This is a genomic window from Avibacterium sp. 21-586 (assembly GCF_026226775.1).
GTDB lineage: Bacteria > Pseudomonadota > Gammaproteobacteria > Enterobacterales > Pasteurellaceae > Avibacterium.
Genome location: NZ_JAKKOD010000001.1, coordinates 926,516 through 949,079 on the forward strand (window position 1 = coordinate 926,516; position 22,564 = coordinate 949,079).

Sequence of the window (22,564 nt, forward strand, 5' to 3'; positions counted from 1 at the left end):
ATTAAGCTATATTTACTGCCATTTCTATTCAGGCTATTTTCGAAAAACTACCGATATTCCACTGGCCGCACAATCTCACTTGGGTAACAACCAAGAATTTTCAGATAGTTGCTGTGTTCTTGCAATTCTACTAAGGATTGTTGGACTTCTGGATTATTGATATTGGCATCAATTTCAAGATAGAACATTTCGTCCCAAGGTTGCCCATAAATCGGGCGGGATTCCAGTTTCGTCATATTAATATTGTGCTTTTTGAACACCAATAATGCGTCCACCAGTGAACCTGCTTGACGCTTATTAGTCGTCATCAATAACAGGGTTTTTGTGTGAATTTGTGGCGATACCACCACAGGTTCTTTGGCAAGTACGATAAATCGTGTGATGTTATTCTCTTGGTTGGCAATGTTGCTTTTCAGTACACGTAAACCATAAAGATGGCCGCCATCTTCATTTCCCAGCGCTGCAATATTTGGCTTGTTCAGGCTTGCCACCAATTGCATTGCGTGCGAGCTGCTTTCGCAATATTCAATATGTACACGATCAAGGCTACGAATAAATTGGCTACATTGTTGAATCACTTGCGGATGGCTGTATAACGTATCAATTTGGCTTAACTCGCTATGTTCCGTTGCTAGCACGCAATGTTTGATCGGGTACGCCAACTCACCAATGAGAGATAAATCAGTATGTTGCAACAAATCATAGACTTCATTAATTGAACCTGAAGTGGTATTTTCCAGTGGCAAAATACCGTAATCTGCTTCGCCATTTTGCACTTTTTCAAACACTTGCTCAAAAGAACTGCAACTTAGCTCAATGAACGATTTTTGATAACGGGTCGCATAACTGCGCGCGGCGAGGTGAGAATAAGATCCGCGTTTGCCTAAGAAGGCAATATGGCTATTTTGCTCACGCTGTTCATTGAGTTTCTTCTGCAAATAGGCTTGCTGGGTCAGCACAGAATCTTCAATAATTTTTTGGAAAATTTGCGTGATATATTGTGCATCAAGTTGATAATTTTCATTTTCAGAAAATTGAATAAGTTCTTGTAATAATTGTTGCTCACGCTCCACATCACGCAAGGCTTTTTGCGTGATTTCCTTGCTACGCACCACGTCATAAGCCAAACGATGACGCTCCGAAAGCAGTTTTAATAAACTGCGGTCAATTTGGGTGATTTGTTGTCTAATTTCTGCTAAATCCAGTGCCATTTTGTTATCTCAGTTATGGGGAATTAGTCTAGGATAAACAAGATTTAAGGTGAGATCAAATCAATATGAGCTAATTTATTTTCGCTTTGGGATTGATAATCGGTTATTCAGTTAATCGAGCTATTTTTCTAGATTTCGCCAAACAAAATAAGTTAAGAAAATAATCAACCACAAAAAAAGAGACGAACATTTTTACAATTTATGTATCTCTTTAGGAATTATTTCAGTACGTTTAATAGCTCAATAATTTTTCAATAGTACAATAGTCAGATTAGTTGATGATCAATATCTGCGTCAAGCTTAACCGTTTTTATCAGACCTATTTTGTTTACAAAAAATCAATAATAACGCAACCAAAAACATCATTCAGGTGTCATAATCATTCAAAAAATTTAGCCTTTGATATGTATAACGAGCTACAAGCTATCTTGCTTGAGTGAACGTGCTCACAATTAATTAATATTTTACCAACCTATATTGTTCAAGGTAAATCAGCGATTCGTTTCCCGTAACGAGAAAAAATCGTAATTTTATTCATACATCCTTATCAAATAATAAGGATAAGACAAGTAAAACTTCTCTATAAAAGGCTAAACATATTGTAGCTCACTAGCCAAGCTGAATGCTTAGACTGATAAATAAGTTACACATTAAACTTAACCGCTTCTTTTTCTTTAATCGCTAACATTGAGCCAAAATTAAAGCACTGAAACCACAATTCAATGTGAGAAAATCCCACTGATTTCAACCGCACTTTGTGCCTTTCAATATCATCAGTACGCATTACATTTTCAAGTGCGGTGCGTTTTTGGCTCACTTCTAGCTCGCTGTAACCATTGGCGCGCTTAAATTCGTGGTGTAAATCAATCAATAACTCATCAATTTTTTCATCATTAAAACGGAATTTTTCCGATAACACCAGTACACCATTCGGATTTAGCCCTTGATAAATTTTTTCTAAAAGCACGGTGCGATCTTGTGGCGGTAAAAACTGCAAGGTAAAATTTAAAATCACCATTGAGGCATTGTTGATTTCAATGTTGCGAATATCATCACATAAAATTTCTACCGGAATATCACTGTGGTAAGCCTGAACGTGCTGGCGACAGCGTTCTACCATTGGTAAGGAATTATCCACGCCAATAATCTTCACATTCGGCTGATGAATGTTGCGTCTGGCAGCAAGGGTTGCCGCACCACGAGAGCAGCCTAAATCATACACATTAGAATTTGGCGTCACAAAACGGCTCGCCAACATTCCAATTGCGGTGATGATATTAGAATAGCCCGGCACAGAACGCTGGATCATATCGGGGAACACTTCCGCCACATTTTCATCAAAAGTAAAATCGCCCAAATTCTTAATTGGGGCGGAAAAAATGGTATCTTTACTCATTATTTATCCTAAATTGATTAGCAAAGTGCGGTGAAAATTCACAAAATTTCCCCCGCACTTTATTTTGCCTGCATTTTAGAGCAAGACTGCGGTTCTCACAAATGGAAAATTTTACAATATACACAGCAAGCTCTTGCACTGAATTTAATAAATTCACTGAATAAACAATTCTATCCCCCCAAGATTTCCGCTATAATCTTGCGGTTATCACTTTTTTAAGATTTCAATAAGGAAAATATTATGATGCGAACTCATTATTGCGGGGCGTTAAACCGCAGCAACATTGGACAAGAAGTTACTCTGAGCGGTTGGGTGAATAAGCGCCGTGACTTAGGTGGCTTGATTTTTATCGATTTGCGCGATCGTGAAGGCATTGTACAAGTCTGCTTTGACCCGAAATATCAAGAAGCACTCACTGCTGCGGCTGGCTTGCGTAATGAGTTTTGCGTGCAAATTAAAGGTGAAGTCATTGCGCGCCCTGAAAATCAAATCAATAAAAATATGGCAACCGGCGAAGTGGAAGTGTTGGCGAAATCCCTTTCTGTTTACAATGCCTCTGATGTGTTGCCGTTGGATTTCAATCAAAATAATACGGAAGAGCAACGCTTAAAATACCGTTATTTAGATTTACGCCGCCCTGAAATGGCGCAACGTTTAAAAACTCGTGCGAAAATCACCAGCTTTGTACGCCGTTTTATGGATGACCACGGTTTCTTAGATATTGAAACCCCAATGCTCACCAAAGCCACCCCTGAAGGCGCGCGCGACTATTTAGTGCCAAGCCGTGTGCATAAAGGCAAATTTTATGCTTTACCGCAATCGCCACAATTATTTAAGCAGTTGCTGATGATGTCCGGCTTTGATCGTTATTATCAAATTGTAAAATGTTTCCGTGATGAAGATTTACGCGCTGATCGCCAGCCTGAATTTACCCAAATCGATGTGGAAACCTCTTTCTTAACTGCACCAGAAGTGCGTGAAATTATGGAACAAATGATCCACGGATTATGGTTAGAAATTTTAGGTGTGGATCTCGGTAAATTCCCAATGATGACTTGGGCAGAAGCAATGCAACGTTTTGGTTCAGACAAACCTGATTTGCGTAACCCATTAGAAATGGTGGATGTGGCTGATTTAGTAAAAGACGTGGATTTCAAAGTATTCAGCGGCCCTGCTAATGATCCAAATGGCCGTGTAACCGTGATCCGCGTGCCAAATGGTGCAAGCATTACTCGTAAACAAATTGATGAATACACCCAATTTGTTGGCATTTATGGCGCAAAAGGCTTAGCTTGGTTGAAAGTTAATGAGCTTGAAAAAGGCTTAGAGGGCGTGCAAAGTCCAATCGCGAAATTCTTATCAGAAGACGTGTTAAATGCGTTATTAAACCGCGTGCAAGCACAAAATGGCGACATTCTTTTCTTCGGCGCAGACAAGTGGAACGTTGCCACTGATTCAATGGGCGCATTACGCTTGAAATTAGGCCGTGATTTAGGCTTAACTCGCTTGGAAGAATGGAAACCACTTTGGGTGGTAGATTTCCCTATGTTTGAACGTGATGAAGAAGGCAATCTTGCCGCAATGCACCACCCGTTCACTTCACCAAAAGATTTCAGCCCTGCACAGCTTGAACAAGATCCAACAGCAGCGGTAGCCAATGCTTATGATATGGTGATTAACGGCTATGAAGTGGGCGGCGGTTCTGTGCGTATTTTCGATCCTGTAATGCAGCAAACCGTTTTCCGTATTCTTGGCATTAACGAAGCGGAACAACAAGAAAAATTCGGTTTCTTACTTGATGCCTTAAAATATGGCACACCACCACACGCCGGTTTAGCCTTTGGTTTAGACCGATTAGTGATGCTTTTAACTGGCACAGACAACATTCGTGATGTTATCGCCTTCCCGAAAACTACCGCCGCTGCGTGCTTAATGACCGAAGCCCCAAGCTATGCCAACCCGCAGGCATTGGCGGAATTAGCTATCTCTGTAGTGAAAGCAGACTAAATTGGGAATTAAAAAAGTGCGGTCAGATTTTGGCCGCTTTTTTAATCCTTAGGAAAGTTTTATGGAAAATTTGAGCCCTTTATTACGCTTTCTATCCAATCAAATTCCTGATATCTATGGACGTTTTTTACGCGATATTTGGGAATTTGATCATCGCAAATTAGAATATACTCATAATTTTATTCAATGGATCTTTCCATTAGAGGTGCGCTCGAAATATCATATTTCGCCAATATTAACCGAACAAGATCGGTTAAATTTTTCTCAATCGGATTTATTAAAAGCGAACCAGCAAAAATCTTTAGATGTTATGCTAGATTTTTGGGGAATGAAACGAGACGGGTTACATATTGTTGAGAAAGAGATTCTTACCAAAAGACAATATCCTTGGTTAAAACCCTATGATCACAATCAGCTTAGAATGACAAGAGCAATGCGCAGTTTAGTGCTATGCGATCAGCTTGAATTAGCGAAGGCTTTACAGCAAGCCTTATTAGAAATTTCTGCTAAATACGGTAATATATCGCCAAAAAGCCTTGAAAATTGGCATAATGTGCTAGTTGTTGAACCTTTACTTACTGATATTTTGTAGTATATGCAATACAAAAATCCCCAAAGCGTTCTCGTTATTATCTACGCCAAAAACACAAATCGCGTGCTGATGTTGCAACGCAAAGACGATCCTGATTTTTGGCAGTCGGTAACCGGTTCAATAGAAAATGGCGAAACTACAAAAGAAACGGCAATCCGAGAGCTTTGGGAAGAAGTGCGGTTAAAAATTTCGCCAAATTCCACCGCACTTTTTGATTGCAATGAAAGCGTAGAATTTGAAATTTTTCCCCATTTCCGCTATAAATACGCACCAAATACCACCCACGCACGCGAACATTGGTTCTTATGTGCTGTGGAACAGGAATTTGAACCGCAATTAAGCGAGCATTTGGCCTTTAAATGGGTTTCTTCACAACAGGCCGTGCAAATGACAAAATCGCCAAATAACGCCGCAGCGATTGAGAAATATTTGATAAATAATATCAGCGTTCAGCTTAATCCCGTCTGAACTGTCTGAACAACTTGCAATTTTTAGCAAAATTCAGCTTGTTTGAGCGTAGCGAATTCTGAATTTTGCGTAAAGAAAATTTCAACCAAGTGAAGAAAAGCTGTGAAGTCGGACGTGCTTTCTTTTTACTTCCTTTTGCTTTGTACGGGCAAAGACAACCTTTGGGTTAAACGTTGCTTTAGCAACGGCACGTAGCGCAAGGCGTAGCCGCAGTAAAAAGGAAATCGCCAACGGCGAAACCCGATTTATAAAAAATAAACGTAATTCAATTTTTAACTAGATCAAAAGATCGCAAAAACAGAAGGAAAAAAAATGGCAGGACATAGTAAGTGGGCAAATATTAAACACCGTAAAGCCGCCCAAGATGCCCAACGTGGAAAAATCTTTACGAAATTAATCCGTGAATTGGTTACAGCAGCCAAATTAGGTGGTGGAGATATTAGTGCTAACCCTCGCTTACGTGCAGCGGTAGATAAAGCCCTTTCTAATAACATGACCCGTGATACCATCAACCGCGCGATTGATCGCGGTGTTGGCGGTGGTGATGATACCAATATGGAAACTAAAGTTTATGAAGGTTATGGACCAGGTGGTACAGCTGTAATGGTAGAATGTTTAAGCGATAACGCAAACCGCACCATTTCACAAGTTCGCCCAAGTTTCACTAAATGCGGCGGAAACCTAGGTACCGAAGGCTCAGTGGGCTATTTGTTCAGTAAAAAAGGCTTGATTTTAATTGCGGAAGCAGATGAAGACGCACTTACAGAAGCGGCGATTGAAGCAGGCGCAGATGATATTCAACCACAAGAAGACGGCAGTTTTGAAATCTACACAGCCTGGGAAGATTTAAGTGCAGTGCGTGAAGCAATTGAAGCTGCAGGCTTCAAAATTCAAGAAGCTGAAGTTACAATGATTCCATCAACCACGGTAAATCTTGATGCCGAAACTGCACCCAAATTATTACGCTTAATTGATATGCTAGAAGATTGTGATGATGTGCAAAACGTGTATCACAATGGCGAAATCAGTGATGAAGTGGCAGCATTGCTTTAATTTCTCACATTTGATTTAATCTGCGATAATTTAAAAGGTGCGTGATCTTCAGCACCTTTTTCATTTAGGAAAAAAGATGGCAATTATTTTAGGTATCGACCCCGGCTCTCGTTTAACTGGCTATGGGGTGATTCGCCAAATAGGGCTTAAATTGGAATATTTAGGCAGCGGCGTAATCCGCACTCAGGCAGAAGATATGCCTACACGCTTAAAACGTATTTATGCGGGTGTGAGCGAAATTATCACTCAATTTCAGCCAACAATGTTTGCCATTGAAGAAGTATTTTTAGCTAAAAATGCCAATTCTGCATTAAAACTTGGGCAAGCCCGTGGCGTGGCGATTGTGGCTGCAGTGAACCACGATTTACCGGTGTTTGAATATGCCGCGCGTTTGGTCAAACAAACGGTGGTTGGCACGGGGGCAGCCGATAAAACGCAAGTACAAGAAATGGTAACACGCATTCTTAATCTTTCTGCGAAACCGCAAGCTGATGCCGCCGATGCCTTAGCCATTGCTATCACCCATTCACATTCTTTTGCCCATTTATCGCAAATTAATCAAAATGTGCAAAAAACAGCGGAAAAAAACACCGCACTTTTGCGTCCAAGATATAGCCGTGGGCGTTTCCGTTTATAAGGGTTACGCGTGAAAATTTATCGTTTAAAACTGGATATTTATCCAGTTTTATTTTATCCTATGGCAAATCGTTTTAAGGGGAAATTATGATAGGCCGTTTAACAGGATTATTAGTCGAAAAGCAACCACCAGAAATTTTGCTTGATGTGCAAGGCGTCGGCTATGAGCTTTTATTGCCAATGACCAGCTTTTATAACTTGCCAGAAATAGGGCTACAAACTACCCTTTTTACCCATTTGATCGTGCGAGAAGATGCGCATTTGTTGTTCGGATTTTCCCACAAACAAGACCGCACTTTATTTCGTGAGCTAATCAAAACCAACGGTGTAGGCCCGAAACTGGCACTCGCCATTTTATCTGCAATGTCGGTCAATGAATTTGCTTATGCCATAGAACGTGAAGAATTATCTAAATTAGTCAAAATCCCCGGCGTGGGCAAAAAAACAGCAGAACGCTTACTGGTTGAATTAAAAGGGAAATTTAAAGATTTACAACAAGGTGATTTCTTTATTGAAAGCACGCATTTGCCTGTGGCAGAAAAATCACCAAATAAAGAAAATGTTCAAATTGATGATGCAGTCGCGGCATTAATTGCGTTAGGTTACAAAGCAAGTGAAGCAGAAAAAATGGTGAAGAAAGTTGCCGATCCTGCACTTAACAGTGAACAATTAATCCGTGAAGCCCTAAAAGCGGCATTATAAATTAAGGCAGAATAATGATTGAAGTAGATAGAATTGTCAGTGCAACGGAAAAATTCGATGAAGAAGTCATTGATCGTGCCATTCGCCCTAAATTACTCACCGACTATGTGGGGCAACCGCAGGTCTGTGAGCAAATGGAAATCTTTATCCAAGCCGCTAAACTGCGCCAAGATGCGCTCGATCACCTATTGATTTTCGGCCCACCGGGGTTAGGGAAAACCACCCTTGCCAATATTGTAGCGAATGAAATGGGGGTAAATATCCGCACCACTTCAGGGCCTGTGCTTGAAAAAGCAGGCGATTTAGCAGCAATGCTGACCAATCTTGAACCGCACGATGTACTATTTATTGACGAAATTCACCGCCTTTCACCAGCCATTGAAGAAGTACTGTATCCTGCAATGGAAGATTATCAGCTCGATATTATGATTGGTGAAGGCCCTGCTGCGCGCTCAATTAAACTGGATCTTCCCCCATTCACCTTAATTGGCGCAACCACCAAAGCAGGCTCACTCACCTCCCCTTTGCGAGATCGCTTTGGCATTGTGCAGCGCTTAGAATTTTATTCCGTGGAAGATCTCACGTCTATTGTGGCACGCAGTGCGCAATGTTTAAATTTAGCCATTGAACAAGATGCTGCACAAGAAATTGCCTGTCGTTCCCGTGGTACACCGCGTATTGCCAACCGCTTATTACGCCGTGTGCGAGATTATGCCGATGTTAAAAATGCAGGGCAAATTTCCGCACAAATTGCAAAATCCGCCCTTTCAATGCTAGACGTTGATCCCGCAGGTTTCGACTTTATGGATCGCAAATTATTAAGCGCCATTATTGAACGTTTTGACGGCGGCCCTGTGGGCTTAGACAACCTTGCCGCCGCCATTGGTGAAGAACGCGAAACCATTGAAGATGTACTTGAGCCTTATTTAATCCAACAAGGCTTTTTACAACGCACCCCAAGAGGACGTATCGCCACATTGCGAACTTATCGTCATTTTGGTATCAATAAGCTTACAGATTTGTGATAAGAAATAGCAACCCTCCTTTTCCTTTGTTTTGCTATTTCTCTCTATATATTTGTAATATCATCTACTGGCGATAATGTGCCAAAAAGCGTCCTAATCGGGTTAAGGCATCTTCAATTTGATTCACATAAGGCAAGGTAACGATACGAAAATGATCAGGCGAATGCCAGTTAAAACCGCGCCCGTGTACTAATAACACTTTCTCTTGACGTAATAAATCCAGCACCATTTTTTCATCATCGTAAATATTGAATTTTTTCACATCAATTTTTGGGAACATATAAAGCGCGCCCATTGGTTTAACACAACTCACTCCGGGGATTTGGTTAATCAGTTCATAGGCTTTGTTGCGTTGTTCTAATAAACGTCCACCCGGCAGAATAAATTCATTAATGCTTTGGTAGCCGCCTAGTGCGGTTTGAATGGCGTGTTGCATTGGGTGGTTGGCGCATAAACGCATTGAAGCCAGCATATCCAAGCCTTCAATATAGCCTTTTGCCTGATGTTTCGGGCCATTTAAAATCATCCAGCCTTGACGGAAACCTGCGACACGATAAGATTTTGACAACCCATTAAACGTGATAGTTAATAAATCCGGTGCAAGGGCAGCGATATGATGATGAACCGCATCGTCATACAAAATTTTGTCGTAAATTTCATCGGCAAAAATAATTAAATTATGCTCACGAGCAATATCCACAATGCCTTGCAATAAATCTTTGCTATACACTGCGCCCGTTGGGTTATTCGGGTTGATAATCACAATGGCTTTGGTGCGCGAAGTAATTTTGCTTTTAATATCCTCTAAATCAGGAAACCAATCTGCCTGTTCATCACATAAATAATGCACCGCTTTTCCACCAGCAAGGGTGGCGGCTGCCGTCCACAATGGATAATCTGGCATTGGAATCAACACTTCATCATCATTGTCTAACAAGGCTTGCATTGACATCATTATCAGCTCAGACACCCCATTGCCGATATACACATCATTCACATTCGCACCGTAAATACCTTTTGATTGGTAATATTGCACAATGGCTTTACGTGCAGAATACAACCCTTTGGAATCACAATAACCTTGTGCTGCGGGAAGATTACGCAAAATATCCACCAAAATTTCATCTGGCGCTTCAAAACCAAAAGGCGCAGGGTTGCCAATATTTAATTTTAAGATTTTATGTCCATCTTCTTCCAAACGCAGTGCTTCTTTATGCACTGGCCCACGAATATCGTAACAAACGTGTTCTAACTTGCTTGATTTAGGAAATTTTGTCATTGTTATTATCCTTTTGGTTACCAAAAATAATGTTGCGTGCTGTTATCATTGGGGTAAAAAATTGCCGATAAAAATCGGCGTATTTCTCACCGCACTTTACGCTTATTTTGCAAAGATGAAAAGATTTTATAAAAAATTCTGGCAAAGTGCGGTAGAATTAGCCCTTATTTTTAACTGATTTTTTTGCCAAAAACAACGCTTTTTAAATGGATAATTTGCAATCAATTAAACAACAACTAATCGATCAGATTTCCCCTGCTCTGCCAGAACGACAAGGGATCGCTTGTGTGCAGGCAGAAATTGAAGCTGATCTCAATTTATTAAGCTGGTTAAAAGCGCAAAAAACCTACCCACAGTTTTACCTGAATTTCCGCGATAGCACGCAAGTTGTGGCGGCTATCGGGCAAGTGCGCGGCTTTTCGCAATTAAATCTGGTGCAAGCCTTTATGCAACAAAGCGACTATCCTTTGGTGGGTGGCGTGCAATTTTATGGCGAAAGCCAATTTTTCTTACCACGTCTATATTTGCAACAGCAAGAAAATAAGTTAAACATTCAGTTATTTATCGATCAAACAAAAGATGCTGAACAAGAATACCAAGCCTGTTTAAACGCATTAAAAACCTTTGAAAAAAGCACCGCACTTTGCCCAATTCAACAATCCATTCATTTTGAAAAAAAACGGGCAGAACAAATCGAATGGTGCGAATGGGTAGAAAAAGGCTTACAGCACATTAAACAAGGTGTGCTGAATAAGATCGTGTTGGCCAATGAAACCCTTTTCCAATCAGAAGGCAAACTCAACGCCTATGATTTTTTGGGTGAAAGTGAACGCTATAATTTCGGTTGCTATCATTTTCTTTTTGCCGAAACGGAAGAGTGTATTTTTATTGGCTCCAGCCCTGAACGCCTGTATCAACGACAAGGTTCACAGCTACAAACTGAAGCCTTGGCTGGCACGGCATTAGTAGGTGAAAATGCACAAGAAACCGCACAACAAGCACAATGGTTATTGCAAGATGAAAAAAACATTTATGAAAATCAATTAGTTGTTGATGATATTCAACAACATCTTGCACCTTATAGCCAACACATTACGGTTTCCCCTTTGGGCTTAAAAACCTTGCGTCAAGTGCAACATTTAAGGCGTCAAATTTCAGCGCAAATTTGCCCAGAATATGGCGATAACTTTTTCTTAACTGCCATTCATCCTACTGCTGCCGTGGCAGGTTTGGGACGCAACGAAGCGCTTGCTTTTTTACGCCAAACGGAAACCTTTGATCGCCGTTGGTATGCAGGCACATTAGGCGTAATGCAAAAAGAATGGGCTGAATTTTGCGTTGCCATTCGCTCAGCATTCATTGAGCAAGAACAAATTCGCGTTTTTGCTGGTGCAGGGATTGTTGAAGGCTCTATTCCCTTGTTAGAATGGCAAGAAATTGAGCGTAAAGCCTTAGGATTAATTTCTTTATTACAAGAATAAACAGAAAAAGAACAGACAAAATAAACGGAGAACCCTATGTCAGTGAGTGTATTTAATCGTTGTTGGTCAAAAGTGATCTTGGAAACCCTTGTACGCCAAGGTGTAAGCCATTTTTGCATTGCCCCCGGTTCTCGTTCTACTCCACTCACGTTAGAAGCTGCACGCCTTGAACAAGGTGGCAAAGTTAAATGCCATACTCACTTTGATGAGCGTGGTTTAGGCTTTCTCGCCCTTGGTTTGGCCAAAGCACATAAAAATCCCGTGGCGATTATTGTTACTTCTGGCACAGCGGTGGCAAATCTTTATCCTGCGGTGATTGAAGCACGCCAAAGTGGGGTTAATCTCATTGTATTAAGCGCCGATCGCCCGCCTGAATTATTAGAGTGCGGTGCAAATCAAGCGATTTTACAGCACAATATTTTTGCTGATTATCCTGTGGCAACGGTGGACTTACCGCGCCCTAGCCAAGATTACACGCCAAATTGGTTAATTTCGATTGTGGAACAAGCTTGTTATCGCCAAAGCCAGCACGCTGGTGTGGTACATATCAATGTGCCATTTGCGGAGCCATTGTATGAAGCCAATGCAGATCAGATTGATCAACATTCTTGGCTTGCGCCAATTCAACGTTGGCTAAGCCAAAACAAGCCGTGGCATAATCATCAAGCACCACAACGAGAAGTGGTAATGCACGAGCATTGGGATCACTGGCGCACGAAACGTGGGATTATCTTGGTCGGTAAATTGCCACCAGAGCAATCTATGGGTATTCGTACTTGGGCTGAAACCCAAGGTTGGATTATGCTCACCGATATTCAATCGGGCGTTGAGCCAACCCTGCCTTATGCTGATATTTGGCTAGCAAACCAAACCGTTACGCAAAAATTGCTTGAAGCGGATATTGTGTTGCAATTTGGTTCACATTTTATCAGCAAACGCATTAATCAATTTATGGCGGCGTTTAAAGGGGAATATTGGATTGTTGAGCCATCAAATAATTCGGTTGATCCAAACCATCACGCCCACACCCGTTTTAATGGCAAAATTCACCATTGGTTACGTGCTCACCCACCGCTACGCCAAAAACCTTGGCTACTTGAGCCAATCGCTCTTGCCAAATTCTGCGCAAGCTTTGTGGAACAGCAAGTTGGGGGCAATTTGAATGAAGCCTCTTTAGCCCATCATTTAGAGCGTTTATTGCCGAACAATGGTCTGCTCTTTTTAGGCAACAGCCTATTTGTACGCTTGGTTGATGCCCTCACTAAACTGCCTGAAGGCTACCCTGTTTATACCAACCGCGGTGCAAGTGGCATTGACGGCTTACTCGCCACCGCGGCGGGTTTAAGTTTAGGCTCAAATCAACCTGTAGTTGCAATGTTAGGAGATACTTCTGCCCTATACGATCTCAATTCCTTAGCATTGCTTAAAAAGGTGAACCAGCCAACCATTATTTTTGTTATCAACAATAACGGTGGGGCAATTTTCGATATGCTGCCTGTGGATGCAGAAATGAAAAATAAATTCTATCGTATGCCACATAATTTGGAGTTTTCTCACGCAGCATCAATGTTTGATCTCAAATATGCACGCCCTTACACTTGGGCAGATTTAAGTTCGGTGCTAAAACAGGCTTATTTCCGCCGTGAAGCCACCTTAATTGAAATTAAGGTAAACAACAGTGATGGCAGCAATATTTATAAACGCCTGATTGAACAAATTAGCCACGCGGTTATTGGCGCATAACTTCTAAATCACAAAATGGCAACGCAACGTCCGTATTTGGTTTTTCTGCACGGGTTACTTGGCACAAAAGCCGATTGGCAAAAAATCATCGAAAAACTCCCGCACTTTCCTTGCGTTGCCCTTGATCTTCCTTTTCACGGTGAAAATAAACAACTTGCTGCCAAGGATTTTACTCAAAGTGCCGAAATCTTAAGTGCGCAAATCCAAAGTGCAGTGCAAAATCAGCCTTATTTTTTGATTGGTTATTCCCTAGGCGGACGGCTTGCCCTTTACTATGCCTTACAAGCACAAGTAGAGAAAGGGAATTTGCAAGGGCTGATTTTAGAAGGGGCGAATTTAGGGCTAACCTGCGAGCAAGAACGCCAACGACGCTGGCAAAATGATTGTGATTGGGCAGAACGTTTTGCGACTGAGCCTGCTCATCAAGTGCTAGATGACTGGTATCAACAAGGCGTTTTTACTCACTTAACCGCAAAACAACGCCAATCCTTGATTCAACTTCGCCAAGCTAATTGCGGTGAAAATATCGCCCAAATGCTCAAAGCCACTTCCCTTGCCAAACAACCTGATTTTCGCCCACAAGTGCGGTCAAATTGCTTGCCTATTTTTTATCTGTGCGGTGAAAACGATCATAAATTCCGCCAAATTGCTGTGGAAACCCAACTCAACGTATATTTAATTCCCAACGCAGGACATAATGCACACCAAGAAAATGTACAAGGGTTTATCCAAGCATTGATGCAAATTTTACCCAAATAAAAAGCTGTCTAATTAGACAGCTTTCTGGGTATAGGCAATCACTACATTTTGTCAACAGTTTTAATTCCCAACAGATCCAATCCTTGTTTTAAAGTTTTCTCTGTAAGCAATGCCAATTTCAATCGACTGAGTTTAACACTTTCATCTCCATTGCTAAGAATTGGACAATGTTCGTAAAAACTTGAGAACACGCCTGCTAATTCATACAGATAGGCACAAAGAATATGTGGTGAACCTTCTTTTGCCACTTGTTGAATTGCTTCTTCAAACTGGAGCAATTTAATGGCTAACGCACGCTCTTTTTCATCGACCACTTTGATTGCTGCGTCTGCAAGCTGTGCTAGGCTAATGCTAGCTTTGTTGAAAATGGAACGGATACGCGTGTAAGCATATTGCATATACGGTGCAGTATTGCCTTCAAAACTGAGCATATTATCCCAATCAAACACATAGTCAGTGGTGCGATTTTTGGATAAATCCGCATATTTGACCGAGCCAATCCCCACTGCTTCAACCACAGCCGCTTTTTCTTCTGCAGAAAGTGCGGTGCTTTTTTCGCTAATTAATTTATCCGCACGCTCGATGGCTTCATCAAGGAGATCAGCCAATTTTACTGTGCCACCGCTGCGCGTTTTAAACGGTTTACCATCTTTACCAAGCATCATTCCAAAGTTTTTATGCTCTAATTGGAAGCTTTCTGGCACATAGCCTGCTTTGCGGGTAATCAGCCAGGCTTGTTGCATATGCTGGCTCTGGCGGGTATCAGAGAAAACCAATGCGCGATCTGCGTTTAAGGTTTCATAACGATATTTGGCTGCGGCGATGTCTGTCGTTGTGTATAAAAATCCACCATCTTTTTTCTGCACGATCACGCCCATTGGATCACCATCTTTATTTTTAAATTCCTCAAGATAAACCACCAATGCTCCGTCATCTTCCACGGCTAATCCTTGCGCTTTCAAATCCTCCACAATGGCAGGAAGCATTGGGTTATAGAGGCTTTCGCCCATTACATCTTTTTCTGTTAGGGTAACGTTTAGGCGATCGTAATTGCGTTGATTTTGTTGCATGGTAATATCAACCAATTTTTTCCACATTGCGCGGCAGTATTCATCGCCACTTTGCAATTTCACCACATAACCACGGGCTTTTTCCGCAAAGACTTGATCGTTATCGTAATGTTCTTTTGCTGCACGGTAAAAAGCTTCTAAATCACTTAATTCCATTTCACTGGCGTGCTCATTTTCCATTTTTTCTAAATAGGCGATAAGCATACCGAATTGCGTTCCCCAATCGCCAACGTGATTTGCACGGATCACCTTATGCCCCAAAAATTCAAGGGTACGCACCACGGCATCACCAATAATGGTTGAACGCAAATGCCCAACGTGCATTTCTTTTGCCACATTTGGTGAAGAATAATCCGCCACAATGGTTTCTTTTTTCTCTGTGTGAATGCCAAGATGATCGTCTTTCAATGCCGTTTGTACATTATCAGCAAGCCAACTTGATGAAAGGAAAATATTAATAAAGCCAGGGCCTGCAATTTCAATTTTGTCTGTAATAGGGGAAAGCGCAAGATGATCTAGCACTTTTTGTGCGAATTCACGGGGATTTAAGCCCAATTTCTTCGCTGCTGCCATAATGCCGTTAGCTTGATAATCGCCAAATTGCGGTTTGTTGGATTGGCGCACAAGGGCTTCGCATTGTTCATCTGCGCCAGCTTGGATCATTGCGTGCTTAATTTTGTCAGATAAAATGGATTGAATATTCACGGTTTACCCTTAATTTTAATTGTGAAAATAAAATAATCGGTTATGATACCTTCTTTCTGGATTAAGACAAAGATAAAGCAAGAAAAAATGACAAGCGCGGTAAAAAATTTTTCATTTTTTGAAAAGACTTTCTTTTCAAACAATGAATTTGCCAAATTTGAGCAGCATATTTTACAACTGGCAGAAAAAATGGCATTGCCATTGCAAAATTATGTGATTGATCATCTTGCGGTGCGTGTGAACAGCGAGCAATCAGCGCAACGTTGGCTGACCGAACTATTAAAGTGCGGTAAAATTTTAAGCGATAATTTAGTCAATGGGCGAAAAATTTATTTAATTCAATTAGATACCCCCTTAATTATAGCGAATCAAGAAGTTGAAATAGTGGAATTACCTTTCCCTAAAAACAAACAATATCCCCAAGAAGGCTGGGAGCATATTGAAGCAGTTATTCCTTTTTTACCAGGTGAAAATGTGGAACAATGGATTGCGCGCATTAATTTACTTTTTTTATGGAACCAATCGGACATTTTAAAAGTCAAAGTGAGTACGCCGAAGGTAGAAGGTGAAACATTACCTAATCCTTCTATCGCGGTAAGTTTTATGGACAATCAAGAAAATAAAACTTGCATTAAGGTACATCCCTATCACATAAAATCTATTATTACGGAATAATAGATAGGGAAATCAATAAATTAGACAACGTAAGTTAAAGGTATTTATTATGAAAAAAATGAGTTTAGCATTAGCGATTTTAATGAGCCTAGGTTTAGCTGGTTGTGCAAACCAAGATATTTATAGCGGTGATGTCTATTCTGGTGGTCAAGCTAAAGAAGCTCGAGCAATTAGCTATGGTACTATTGTTTCAGTGAGAGCTGTTAAAATTCAAGCAAAAAATGAAGGCGTGATTGGTACTGTTGGTGGTGGTGTACTTGGCGGTATTGCTGGTTCTGGTATCGGTGGTGGTACAGGGCAAGCCATTGCGACAGCCGTTGGCGCAATTGCTGGTGCGGTAATTGGTAATAAAGTGGAAGAAAAAGCAAGCCAAGTTGATGCACAAGAACTTGTTATCAAGCAAAATAATGGAAAACAAATCGTTGTTGTACAAAAATATAACGCAAAATTTGTTCCAGGTGCTAAAGTACAACTTGTAGGTAGTGCAAACAGCTTAAATGTTTCTGTGATCTAATCATTTAAGCTATGAACTTTTAGGTATGAAAGGGCTGAATATAAGATTCAGCCCTTTGTATTTAGTTTGATTTAGTCCCAGCAAGCTGAGTAAAATAGATTTTAGTTTCTTCAATCACCACGTTACGCAATCCAATCAATGCAACTAGATTTGGAAACGCCATCAATCCATTAACGATATCTGCCAAAATCCAAATCGTTTCAAGCTGAATAAACGCGCCACACCCCACTAATAGAATAAAAATAAAACGATAAAGTTTTACTCCTTTTACTCCTGCTAAATAGACAAAACAACGCTCGCCATAATAACACCAGCCTAAAATCGTGGTGAATGCGAAAAATAATAATCCAAGAGTTACAATCGTACCGCCTGCGGCTGTACCGAGCCCTTTAGAAAACGCCAGATTAGTTACCGCCGCCCCTGCTTCTGGTGCTTGCCACGCACCTGTTAGCACAATCACAATGCCTGTCATGGTACAAACGATAAGCGTATCTAAAAACGTTCCTGTCATTGAAATCAGGCCTTGACGTGCAGGCTCTTTGGTTTGTGCAGCTGCGGCAGCAATGGGTGCGCTACCTAAGCCTGATTCATTGGAGAAAATACCACGCGCCACGCCCGATTGAATGGCTTTCATTACGGTATAACCTAATGCACCGCCAAGTGCTGATTGCGGATTAAATGCACTCTCAATAATTAGGCCCACAGCTACCGGCACTTGTTGCCAATTCAATACAATGATGACAATAGAGGTTGCCACATAAAGCATTGCCATAAAAGGGACAACAATCGCGGCAACAGAAGAAATACGTTTAATGCCGCCTAAAATAATCGCTGCAACTAATAAAGTGATAATTGGCGCCATTATTTGTACGGGAATATGGAAGCTATCCTGCATTGCGTGAGTGATAGCCTGCACTTGTGGAAACGTTCCAATGCCAAAAAATGCCACTAAAATACCACAAATGGCAAACATTTTTGCCAGCCATTTTATGCCTAATCCACGTTCAATGTAGTACATCGGGCCACCAGCAATAAATCCGCGTTTATCAATAATGCGATATTTCACTGCCAGCAAACATTCTGCATACTTCGTTGCCATACCCAATAATGCCACTAACCACATCCAGAAAATTGCCCCTGGTCCACCAGCCTGTATGGCGGTTGCAACACCAACAATATTTCCCGTTCCAATGGTTGCCGCCAAAGCGGTGCTTAATGCAGCGAAAGCAGACACATCGCCCTTGCCATTGTGCGCGCCTTTTTCTTTTCTAAATAAATAGCTTAAGGCTCTTGGCAATTGGAAAATTTGAATAAAACCTAAACGAAAGGTGAAATAAAGCCCCACGCCAGATAATAAAATTAAGAGTGGCGGGCCCCAAATAAATGAATTAACTGATGATAATAATTCAGTGATTGTCATTGAATGTTCCTCGTAAAAAATCTCGGTTTACAAGGAGGCGAAAAGAGTTTGGCGAATAGAAAAAAGACAACGCGAAGCCTCGCGTTATATCACCTGAAATAATCTCTTGCCCCTGTCCTTTTGCCTGAGCGTTTGAAAAACGATGAAAATTTCACCGCTCTTTTGCGCCTTCGGCGTCCATTTTGCAAATGCAATGGATCTCTCCAAGGGTTCGTCCAGTAACAGTCCTCGCTAACTTAATAGCACCTGAAAGATTTTACCTCGTCGGTGCAGGGTTAATTCCCTACTCTCCAGCTACCTTCATCCGAACATACTTTTGTAAAAAAGTGCGGTGGATTTTAGCAAGATAATTTTAATTTCTCAATCCTTTTGCAAGAATTGGGGGGATCTATAAGAAAATGGACAAGAAAATAGATAGACAGACAATTGCCGCAACGGCGTTTTAATCGCACACCGCTGCTAGACAAAATTTATGTTTTTCGACCAAAGATTTGAAGAGATTAATGGGATTCACGCTGCCATTTTTTAGCAATATAGCTACAACTTGGCACTAAATTTAATTGATGTTCTCGCACAAATTGCACTAAGGCTTGATAAAGTTTATCTGCCACACCTTGTCCGCGTAAACTCTCTGAAACATAAGTGTGATTGGCATTAATGCTATGCGCATCAATAAAATAATAGGTGAGTTTTGCCACTTTTTGACCTTGTTCATCAAGGACAAAAAACTCGCCATCTTGTGGATTTTGTTGATGTTGAATGTTCATTTTTTCCTTTATTTGCTTTCTTAAATAATGTTCTTTTAACTAGCCACGCCAATCTTCGCCAAAATTTTCATTAGTAGCAAAATCTGCGGTTTCACAAGGAATGGCTTTTTCTTCGTTTGCCCATTCGCCTAAATCAATTAATTGGCAACGCTTACTACAAAAAGGTCGATACTGGCTTGCAGCCGTCCAAGGCACGGCTTTTTGGCACACAGGACAAGGCACTTCAAAAATTTCTTCACTCATTAGTTTTCGCTTTTTCCTTTGCAAGTTGTAAATATTGGTGGTGCAATTCTAACACTTTTTGCTGCAAATAAGGCAGATTTTGGCTTAATTCTGGTTCGTTATCCACCACATCATCGGCGACAGATAAGCGTTTTTCTCGGCTAACTTGCGATGCCATAATATTTTTAATCAAGGCAATTTTGTTTTGATCCCGCTTCGCTGCGCGCAATAGTTGAGTTTCTGGCAGCACATCAACCACTAACACACGATCACAAAATGGCGTGAGATCATTTTCGATCAATAATGGCACCACCCACAATACATAAGGTGCTTGGCTTTGCGCAAGCTGATGTAACATTTCACGCCGAATGGCTGGGTGAAGTAAGTTATTTAACCACGCCTTTTCTTGCGGATGTTCAAACACAATTTGACGTAAGGCTTGGCGATTTAACTCGCCTGAATCTAGCAAAATAGTTTCGCCAAAATGCGCTGCAATTTCCGCCAGCAACGGGGTTCCTTTCGCCACCACTTCTCTTGCCACAATATCTGCATCAATAATTTCCGCCCCTAGCTCGGCAAACAAATCCACAATGGTGCTTTTTCCACTGCCAATGCCGCCTGTTACGCCAACGATATAGCTCATTTTTTCCTACCTTTATTTATTTTGCTAGAAATCATACGCTCTCTTTTTTAGCGAAGCAATAATAGGCTCAAGGCAGAAAGGCTTAAAAACGGTGCAAAGGGAATCTGTTGCACAATTTGTTGTGCATCACGCCTGCACAATTTTTGTATGCCACAAAAAATAATGGCATAACAACAAGCAAGAAAAACAAAGTGCGGTAATTTTTGCCAGAAAATGCCTGCTCCAAGTGCAAACGCTAGCCAGCAATCCCCTTCGCCTAACATAGTTTTGTGATAAATCATTTGGCTTATGTAGCAAATACTATAAAAAATCAACAAAATTATCACCGCACTTGCTAAACCTTGCGCCAAAGATAAAGGCACTATTTGCCAATACACGCCAAGCAATGTCCATAAGAAAAGCCAAATACATAATAATGGCGAAATTAATCGGTAAAGCCAATCAATAATGCTGATTAAAATCACGAAGCTCAGCCAAATCGCCCACCAGAATGCGACATAAGGATCAGTATTAAGCTTGCCACACAAGACAAACAATCCAGCAAAAGCAAAAACGTAACATAAAAAACTGCCACACTTTTTATTCTGCCAACAAAAATGTGGCATTAACTTTCCTCTTTGCTGTGGTTGAAAAAGTTCGCAATAATCTTGCCATACACTCTGCGTTAGCCGTTGAGCAAAAGTGGCAATATACAGAAAAATCAGCAGCCCAACTAATCCACCGAGTAAAAATGTCGCAAGCGTTATCATTGGATCATCGATCCCATATTGAAAATAGGTAAATACATTCCTAGCAACACTGCACCGATTAAGCCACCAATAATCACCATTAGCAAAGGTTCAAGTAGTTGAGAAAGTAGATCCACTTGGTGATTGAGATCCTGCTGATATTTATCAGCAATATATTGTAGCATTTGCGCTACCTGGCCACTTTCTTCACCAATTTTTAGCATTTGTTGTGCCGTCATTGGAAAGAAATCACTGGCTACGCTATCAGAAAATTTATAGCCTTGATTGAGCCAATATAACGCTGTTTCCACCGCTTGATTTAGCACGGAATCAGCCACATAGCTTTTTTCCACCAGCCAGCTTTGCTGTTTCGGTAAAAAAGATTGCAACGCCATATTTAATGGCACGCCTGAGCGCAGCATTAGCGCAAGGGCTTGGCTAAAGCGAATTAGGCGAGCTAACTGGGTAATCTTGCCTAAAATTGGCATTTTATTGATACATTGATTTTTCATTCTTATTAGCTTTGGCGAACGCTGTAAACGAAATCGAATAAATAGCAAAACCAATATAAATAAGAAAGCAAGCTGCCAAAAATGCTGCTGTAACCCTTCGGAGAGATGTAATAACAATGCAGTGAATGTAGGTAAATTGGCATTATTATTACCGTACATTTCAGCAAATTGTGGCACAATAAAAATCAGTAATAGCAAGGTTAAAAGCACAGAAATACCTAATACCAACATTGGATACAGTAAGATTTTTTGAAGTTTGCGTTGTAGAATTAAAGATTGCTGACGATATTGTGCAATTTGCTCGCACACTTGTGCGAGCTTGCCCGTCATTTCACCTACTTGAATCAGCTGCTGTTCCTGCGGTGAAAAATATTTTCCTTGCTTTTCAATTGCCTGCGAAAAGCTCAAACCACTTTCTAAATCTTGAATTAGCCACGCAAGCCAGAGATTTAAGGAAATCACAGTGCAATTTTGTAATAAGAGCTGCAAACTTTGCTTAATTGGCACAGCAGATTTCAACAGCAATGCAAGCTGATTGATCAGTTCATTCCATTCATTTGCTTTCGGCTTGCGTGTAAATTGCCAGTTGCGTTGTAGCTTGATATTTTGCAACTTCCGTTGGAACAAGGCTTGTCGTGCCATTTCGATATTCTCTGCCACGATCATTCCTTGTTGCTTTTGTTGCAAAAAATTACTCGCTTGCCAATTAAAAAGTTTCATTTTTTTATTATTCATTTTTCTATCTATGGGCAAAAAATAGATAGAACCTAGCTTACTCCCCAAAAAATAACGAAAAAAACATCGCTCTTTATTTTTTCGATTGCGATCGCAAAAATTATTTTTACTTATTATAAATACGCTAAGCTATTAGCAGGCAATAGTATTATAGAATAGACATAAAAAATAAATGAAACGTTTAATATATCAAAAAATAATTATCTATTTTTGAGCGATTA

Annotated in this window: 22 protein-coding genes and 1 riboswitch; of the genes, 12 read left to right on the forward strand and 10 right to left on the reverse strand. The window is 40.8% G+C overall.

Going from position 1 to position 22,564, the window contains the following annotated elements; all coding sequences use genetic code 11:
* Positions 1-47: 47 nt before the first annotated feature.
* Entirely contained in the window at positions 48-1,211 is a 1,164-nt protein-coding gene (gene pheA, locus L5B71_RS04205; protein WP_265757137.1) for a prephenate dehydratase, read from the reverse strand.
* Between the two features lie 643 nt (positions 1,212-1,854).
* Positions 1,855-2,607 carry a carboxy-S-adenosyl-L-methionine synthase CmoA gene (gene cmoA / locus L5B71_RS04210; RefSeq protein WP_265757138.1) on the reverse strand — a complete coding sequence of 251 codons (753 nt, stop codon included), beginning with the start codon at positions 2,605-2,607 and terminating at the stop codon, positions 1,855-1,857.
* A gap of 240 nt (positions 2,608-2,847) precedes the next feature.
* Here cmoA and aspS point away from each other — a divergent pair, with 240 nt between their 5' ends.
* From aspS to ruvB, 7 genes are all read left to right on the forward strand, one after another.
* Positions 2,848-4,614, forward strand: coding sequence for an aspartate--tRNA ligase (gene aspS / locus L5B71_RS04215; protein ID WP_265757139.1), 1,767 nt, complete (start codon positions 2,848-2,850; stop codon positions 4,612-4,614).
* A gap of 61 nt (positions 4,615-4,675) precedes the next feature.
* Entirely contained in the window at positions 4,676-5,206 is a 531-nt protein-coding gene (locus L5B71_RS04220; protein ID WP_265757140.1) for an opioid growth factor receptor-related protein, read from the forward strand.
* A 3-nt stretch (positions 5,207-5,209) separates the two neighbouring features.
* Positions 5,210-5,674 carry a dihydroneopterin triphosphate diphosphatase gene (gene nudB, locus L5B71_RS04225; RefSeq protein ID WP_265757141.1) on the forward strand — a complete coding sequence of 155 codons (465 nt, stop codon included), beginning with the start codon at positions 5,210-5,212 and terminating at the stop codon, positions 5,672-5,674.
* A gap of 312 nt (positions 5,675-5,986) precedes the next feature.
* Entirely contained in the window at positions 5,987-6,727 is a 741-nt protein-coding gene (locus L5B71_RS04230) for a YebC/PmpR family DNA-binding transcriptional regulator (protein WP_265757142.1), read from the forward strand.
* Positions 6,728-6,803: 76 nt separating this feature from the next.
* Positions 6,804-7,364: a crossover junction endodeoxyribonuclease RuvC gene (ruvC, locus tag L5B71_RS04235; RefSeq protein WP_265757143.1), complete on the forward strand. Its 561-nt coding sequence runs from the start codon at positions 6,804-6,806 to the stop codon at positions 7,362-7,364.
* Positions 7,365-7,450: 86 nt separating this feature from the next.
* The gene (gene ruvA, locus L5B71_RS04240; RefSeq protein ID WP_265757144.1) at positions 7,451-8,065 is read left to right on the forward strand and encodes a Holliday junction branch migration protein RuvA; all 615 of its coding nucleotides are present in this window, start codon (positions 7,451-7,453) and stop codon (positions 8,063-8,065) included.
* A 14-nt stretch (positions 8,066-8,079) separates the two neighbouring features.
* Positions 8,080-9,090, forward strand: a complete 1,011-nt coding sequence (gene ruvB / locus L5B71_RS04245) for a Holliday junction branch migration DNA helicase RuvB (RefSeq protein ID WP_265757145.1) — start codon at positions 8,080-8,082, stop codon at positions 9,088-9,090.
* Between the two features lie 64 nt (positions 9,091-9,154).
* Here the strand turns inward: ruvB and L5B71_RS04250 are convergent, their stop codons facing one another.
* Positions 9,155-10,369, reverse strand: coding sequence for a pyridoxal phosphate-dependent aminotransferase (locus L5B71_RS04250; protein WP_265757146.1), 1,215 nt, complete (start codon positions 10,367-10,369; stop codon positions 9,155-9,157).
* A 206-nt stretch (positions 10,370-10,575) separates the two neighbouring features.
* Here L5B71_RS04250 and L5B71_RS04255 point away from each other — a divergent pair, with 206 nt between their 5' ends.
* From L5B71_RS04255 to menH, 3 genes are read left to right on the forward strand one after another with little or no spacing between them, the layout of a single operon-like run.
* Positions 10,576-11,850 (forward strand): isochorismate synthase, encoded by a 1,275-nt coding sequence (locus tag L5B71_RS04255; protein WP_265757147.1) that lies wholly within the window; start codon positions 10,576-10,578, stop codon positions 11,848-11,850.
* Between the two features lie 36 nt (positions 11,851-11,886).
* Positions 11,887-13,593, forward strand: a complete 1,707-nt coding sequence (gene menD, locus L5B71_RS04260) for a 2-succinyl-5-enolpyruvyl-6-hydroxy-3-cyclohexene-1-carboxylic-acid synthase (protein WP_265757148.1) — start codon at positions 11,887-11,889, stop codon at positions 13,591-13,593.
* 15 nt (positions 13,594-13,608) lie between these two features.
* Positions 13,609-14,352: a 2-succinyl-6-hydroxy-2,4-cyclohexadiene-1-carboxylate synthase gene (menH, locus tag L5B71_RS04265; RefSeq protein ID WP_265757149.1), complete on the forward strand. Its 744-nt coding sequence runs from the start codon at positions 13,609-13,611 to the stop codon at positions 14,350-14,352.
* 41 nt (positions 14,353-14,393) lie between these two features.
* Here menH and argS read toward each other — a convergent pair whose 3' ends face one another.
* Complete coding sequence (gene argS, locus L5B71_RS04270) at positions 14,394-16,127, reverse strand: arginine--tRNA ligase (protein ID WP_265757150.1); 1,734 nt, start codon at positions 16,125-16,127, stop codon at positions 14,394-14,396.
* Positions 16,128-16,214: 87 nt separating this feature from the next.
* Here argS and L5B71_RS04275 point away from each other — a divergent pair, with 87 nt between their 5' ends.
* Positions 16,215-16,802: a VOC family protein gene (locus L5B71_RS04275; protein ID WP_265757151.1), complete on the forward strand. Its 588-nt coding sequence runs from the start codon at positions 16,215-16,217 to the stop codon at positions 16,800-16,802.
* 49 nt (positions 16,803-16,851) lie between these two features.
* Complete coding sequence (locus L5B71_RS04280; protein ID WP_265757152.1) at positions 16,852-17,316, forward strand: glycine zipper 2TM domain-containing protein; 465 nt, start codon at positions 16,852-16,854, stop codon at positions 17,314-17,316.
* Between the two features lie 61 nt (positions 17,317-17,377).
* Here the strand turns inward: L5B71_RS04280 and L5B71_RS04285 are convergent, their stop codons facing one another.
* The 6 genes from L5B71_RS04285 to L5B71_RS04310 form a co-directional block, all read right to left on the reverse strand.
* Entirely contained in the window at positions 17,378-18,736 is a 1,359-nt protein-coding gene (locus L5B71_RS04285) for an alanine/glycine:cation symporter family protein (RefSeq protein ID WP_265757153.1), read from the reverse strand.
* A gap of 102 nt (positions 18,737-18,838) precedes the next feature.
* Positions 18,839-18,953: riboswitch (glycine riboswitch) on the reverse strand.
* 283 nt (positions 18,954-19,236) lie between these two features.
* Positions 19,237-19,503, reverse strand: coding sequence for a GNAT family N-acetyltransferase (locus L5B71_RS04290; RefSeq protein WP_265757154.1), 267 nt, complete (start codon positions 19,501-19,503; stop codon positions 19,237-19,239).
* Positions 19,504-19,542: 39 nt separating this feature from the next.
* On the reverse strand, positions 19,543-19,746 hold the full coding sequence (gene yacG, locus L5B71_RS04295) for a DNA gyrase inhibitor YacG (protein ID WP_265757155.1): 204 nt from the start codon (positions 19,744-19,746) through the stop codon (positions 19,543-19,545).
* Positions 19,739-20,368: a dephospho-CoA kinase gene (gene coaE / locus L5B71_RS04300; RefSeq protein ID WP_265757156.1), complete on the reverse strand. Its 630-nt coding sequence runs from the start codon at positions 20,366-20,368 to the stop codon at positions 19,739-19,741. The genes yacG and coaE overlap by 8 nt, the downstream gene beginning before the upstream one ends.
* A 47-nt stretch (positions 20,369-20,415) precedes the next feature.
* Positions 20,416-21,117 carry a prepilin peptidase gene (locus L5B71_RS04305; protein WP_265757157.1) on the reverse strand — a complete coding sequence of 234 codons (702 nt, stop codon included), beginning with the start codon at positions 21,115-21,117 and terminating at the stop codon, positions 20,416-20,418.
* The gene (locus tag L5B71_RS04310; RefSeq protein WP_265757158.1) at positions 21,114-22,328 is read right to left on the reverse strand and encodes a type II secretion system F family protein; all 1,215 of its coding nucleotides are present in this window, start codon (positions 22,326-22,328) and stop codon (positions 21,114-21,116) included. Before L5B71_RS04310 ends, L5B71_RS04305 begins: the two co-directional genes overlap by 4 nt.
* Positions 22,329-22,564 lie beyond the last annotated feature (236 nt).

Coding starts and splice junctions, on each gene's coding strand:
- L5B71_RS04255 (WP_265757147.1), top strand. CDS start 10,576: ATGGATAATTTGCAATCAATTAAACAACAACTAATCGATCAGATTTCC.
- nudB (WP_265757141.1), top strand. CDS start 5,210: ATGCAATACAAAAATCCCCAAAGCGTTCTCGTTATTATCTACGCCAAA.
- cmoA (WP_265757138.1), bottom strand. CDS start 2,607: ATGAGTAAAGATACCATTTTTTCCGCCCCAATTAAGAATTTGGGCGAT.
- pheA (WP_265757137.1), bottom strand. CDS start 1,211: ATGGCACTGGATTTAGCAGAAATTAGACAACAAATCACCCAAATTGAC.
- coaE (WP_265757156.1), bottom strand. CDS start 20,368: ATGAGCTATATCGTTGGCGTAACAGGCGGCATTGGCAGTGGAAAAAGC.
- ruvA (WP_265757144.1), top strand. CDS start 7,451: ATGATAGGCCGTTTAACAGGATTATTAGTCGAAAAGCAACCACCAGAA.
- L5B71_RS04280 (WP_265757152.1), top strand. CDS start 16,852: ATGAAAAAAATGAGTTTAGCATTAGCGATTTTAATGAGCCTAGGTTTA.
- menD (WP_265757148.1), top strand. CDS start 11,887: ATGTCAGTGAGTGTATTTAATCGTTGTTGGTCAAAAGTGATCTTGGAA.
- aspS (WP_265757139.1), top strand. CDS start 2,848: ATGATGCGAACTCATTATTGCGGGGCGTTAAACCGCAGCAACATTGGA.
- L5B71_RS04230 (WP_265757142.1), top strand. CDS start 5,987: ATGGCAGGACATAGTAAGTGGGCAAATATTAAACACCGTAAAGCCGCC.
- ruvB (WP_265757145.1), top strand. CDS start 8,080: ATGATTGAAGTAGATAGAATTGTCAGTGCAACGGAAAAATTCGATGAA.
- L5B71_RS04275 (WP_265757151.1), top strand. CDS start 16,215: ATGACAAGCGCGGTAAAAAATTTTTCATTTTTTGAAAAGACTTTCTTT.
- ruvC (WP_265757143.1), top strand. CDS start 6,804: ATGGCAATTATTTTAGGTATCGACCCCGGCTCTCGTTTAACTGGCTAT.
- L5B71_RS04285 (WP_265757153.1), bottom strand. CDS start 18,736: ATGACAATCACTGAATTATTATCATCAGTTAATTCATTTATTTGGGGC.
- L5B71_RS04310 (WP_265757158.1), bottom strand. CDS start 22,328: ATGAAACTTTTTAATTGGCAAGCGAGTAATTTTTTGCAACAAAAGCAA.
- L5B71_RS04305 (WP_265757157.1), bottom strand. CDS start 21,117: ATGATAACGCTTGCGACATTTTTACTCGGTGGATTAGTTGGGCTGCTG.
- L5B71_RS04250 (WP_265757146.1), bottom strand. CDS start 10,369: ATGACAAAATTTCCTAAATCAAGCAAGTTAGAACACGTTTGTTACGAT.
- L5B71_RS04290 (WP_265757154.1), bottom strand. CDS start 19,503: ATGAACATTCAACATCAACAAAATCCACAAGATGGCGAGTTTTTTGTC.
- yacG (WP_265757155.1), bottom strand. CDS start 19,746: ATGAGTGAAGAAATTTTTGAAGTGCCTTGTCCTGTGTGCCAAAAAGCC.
- menH (WP_265757149.1), top strand. CDS start 13,609: ATGGCAACGCAACGTCCGTATTTGGTTTTTCTGCACGGGTTACTTGGC.
- L5B71_RS04220 (WP_265757140.1), top strand. CDS start 4,676: ATGGAAAATTTGAGCCCTTTATTACGCTTTCTATCCAATCAAATTCCT.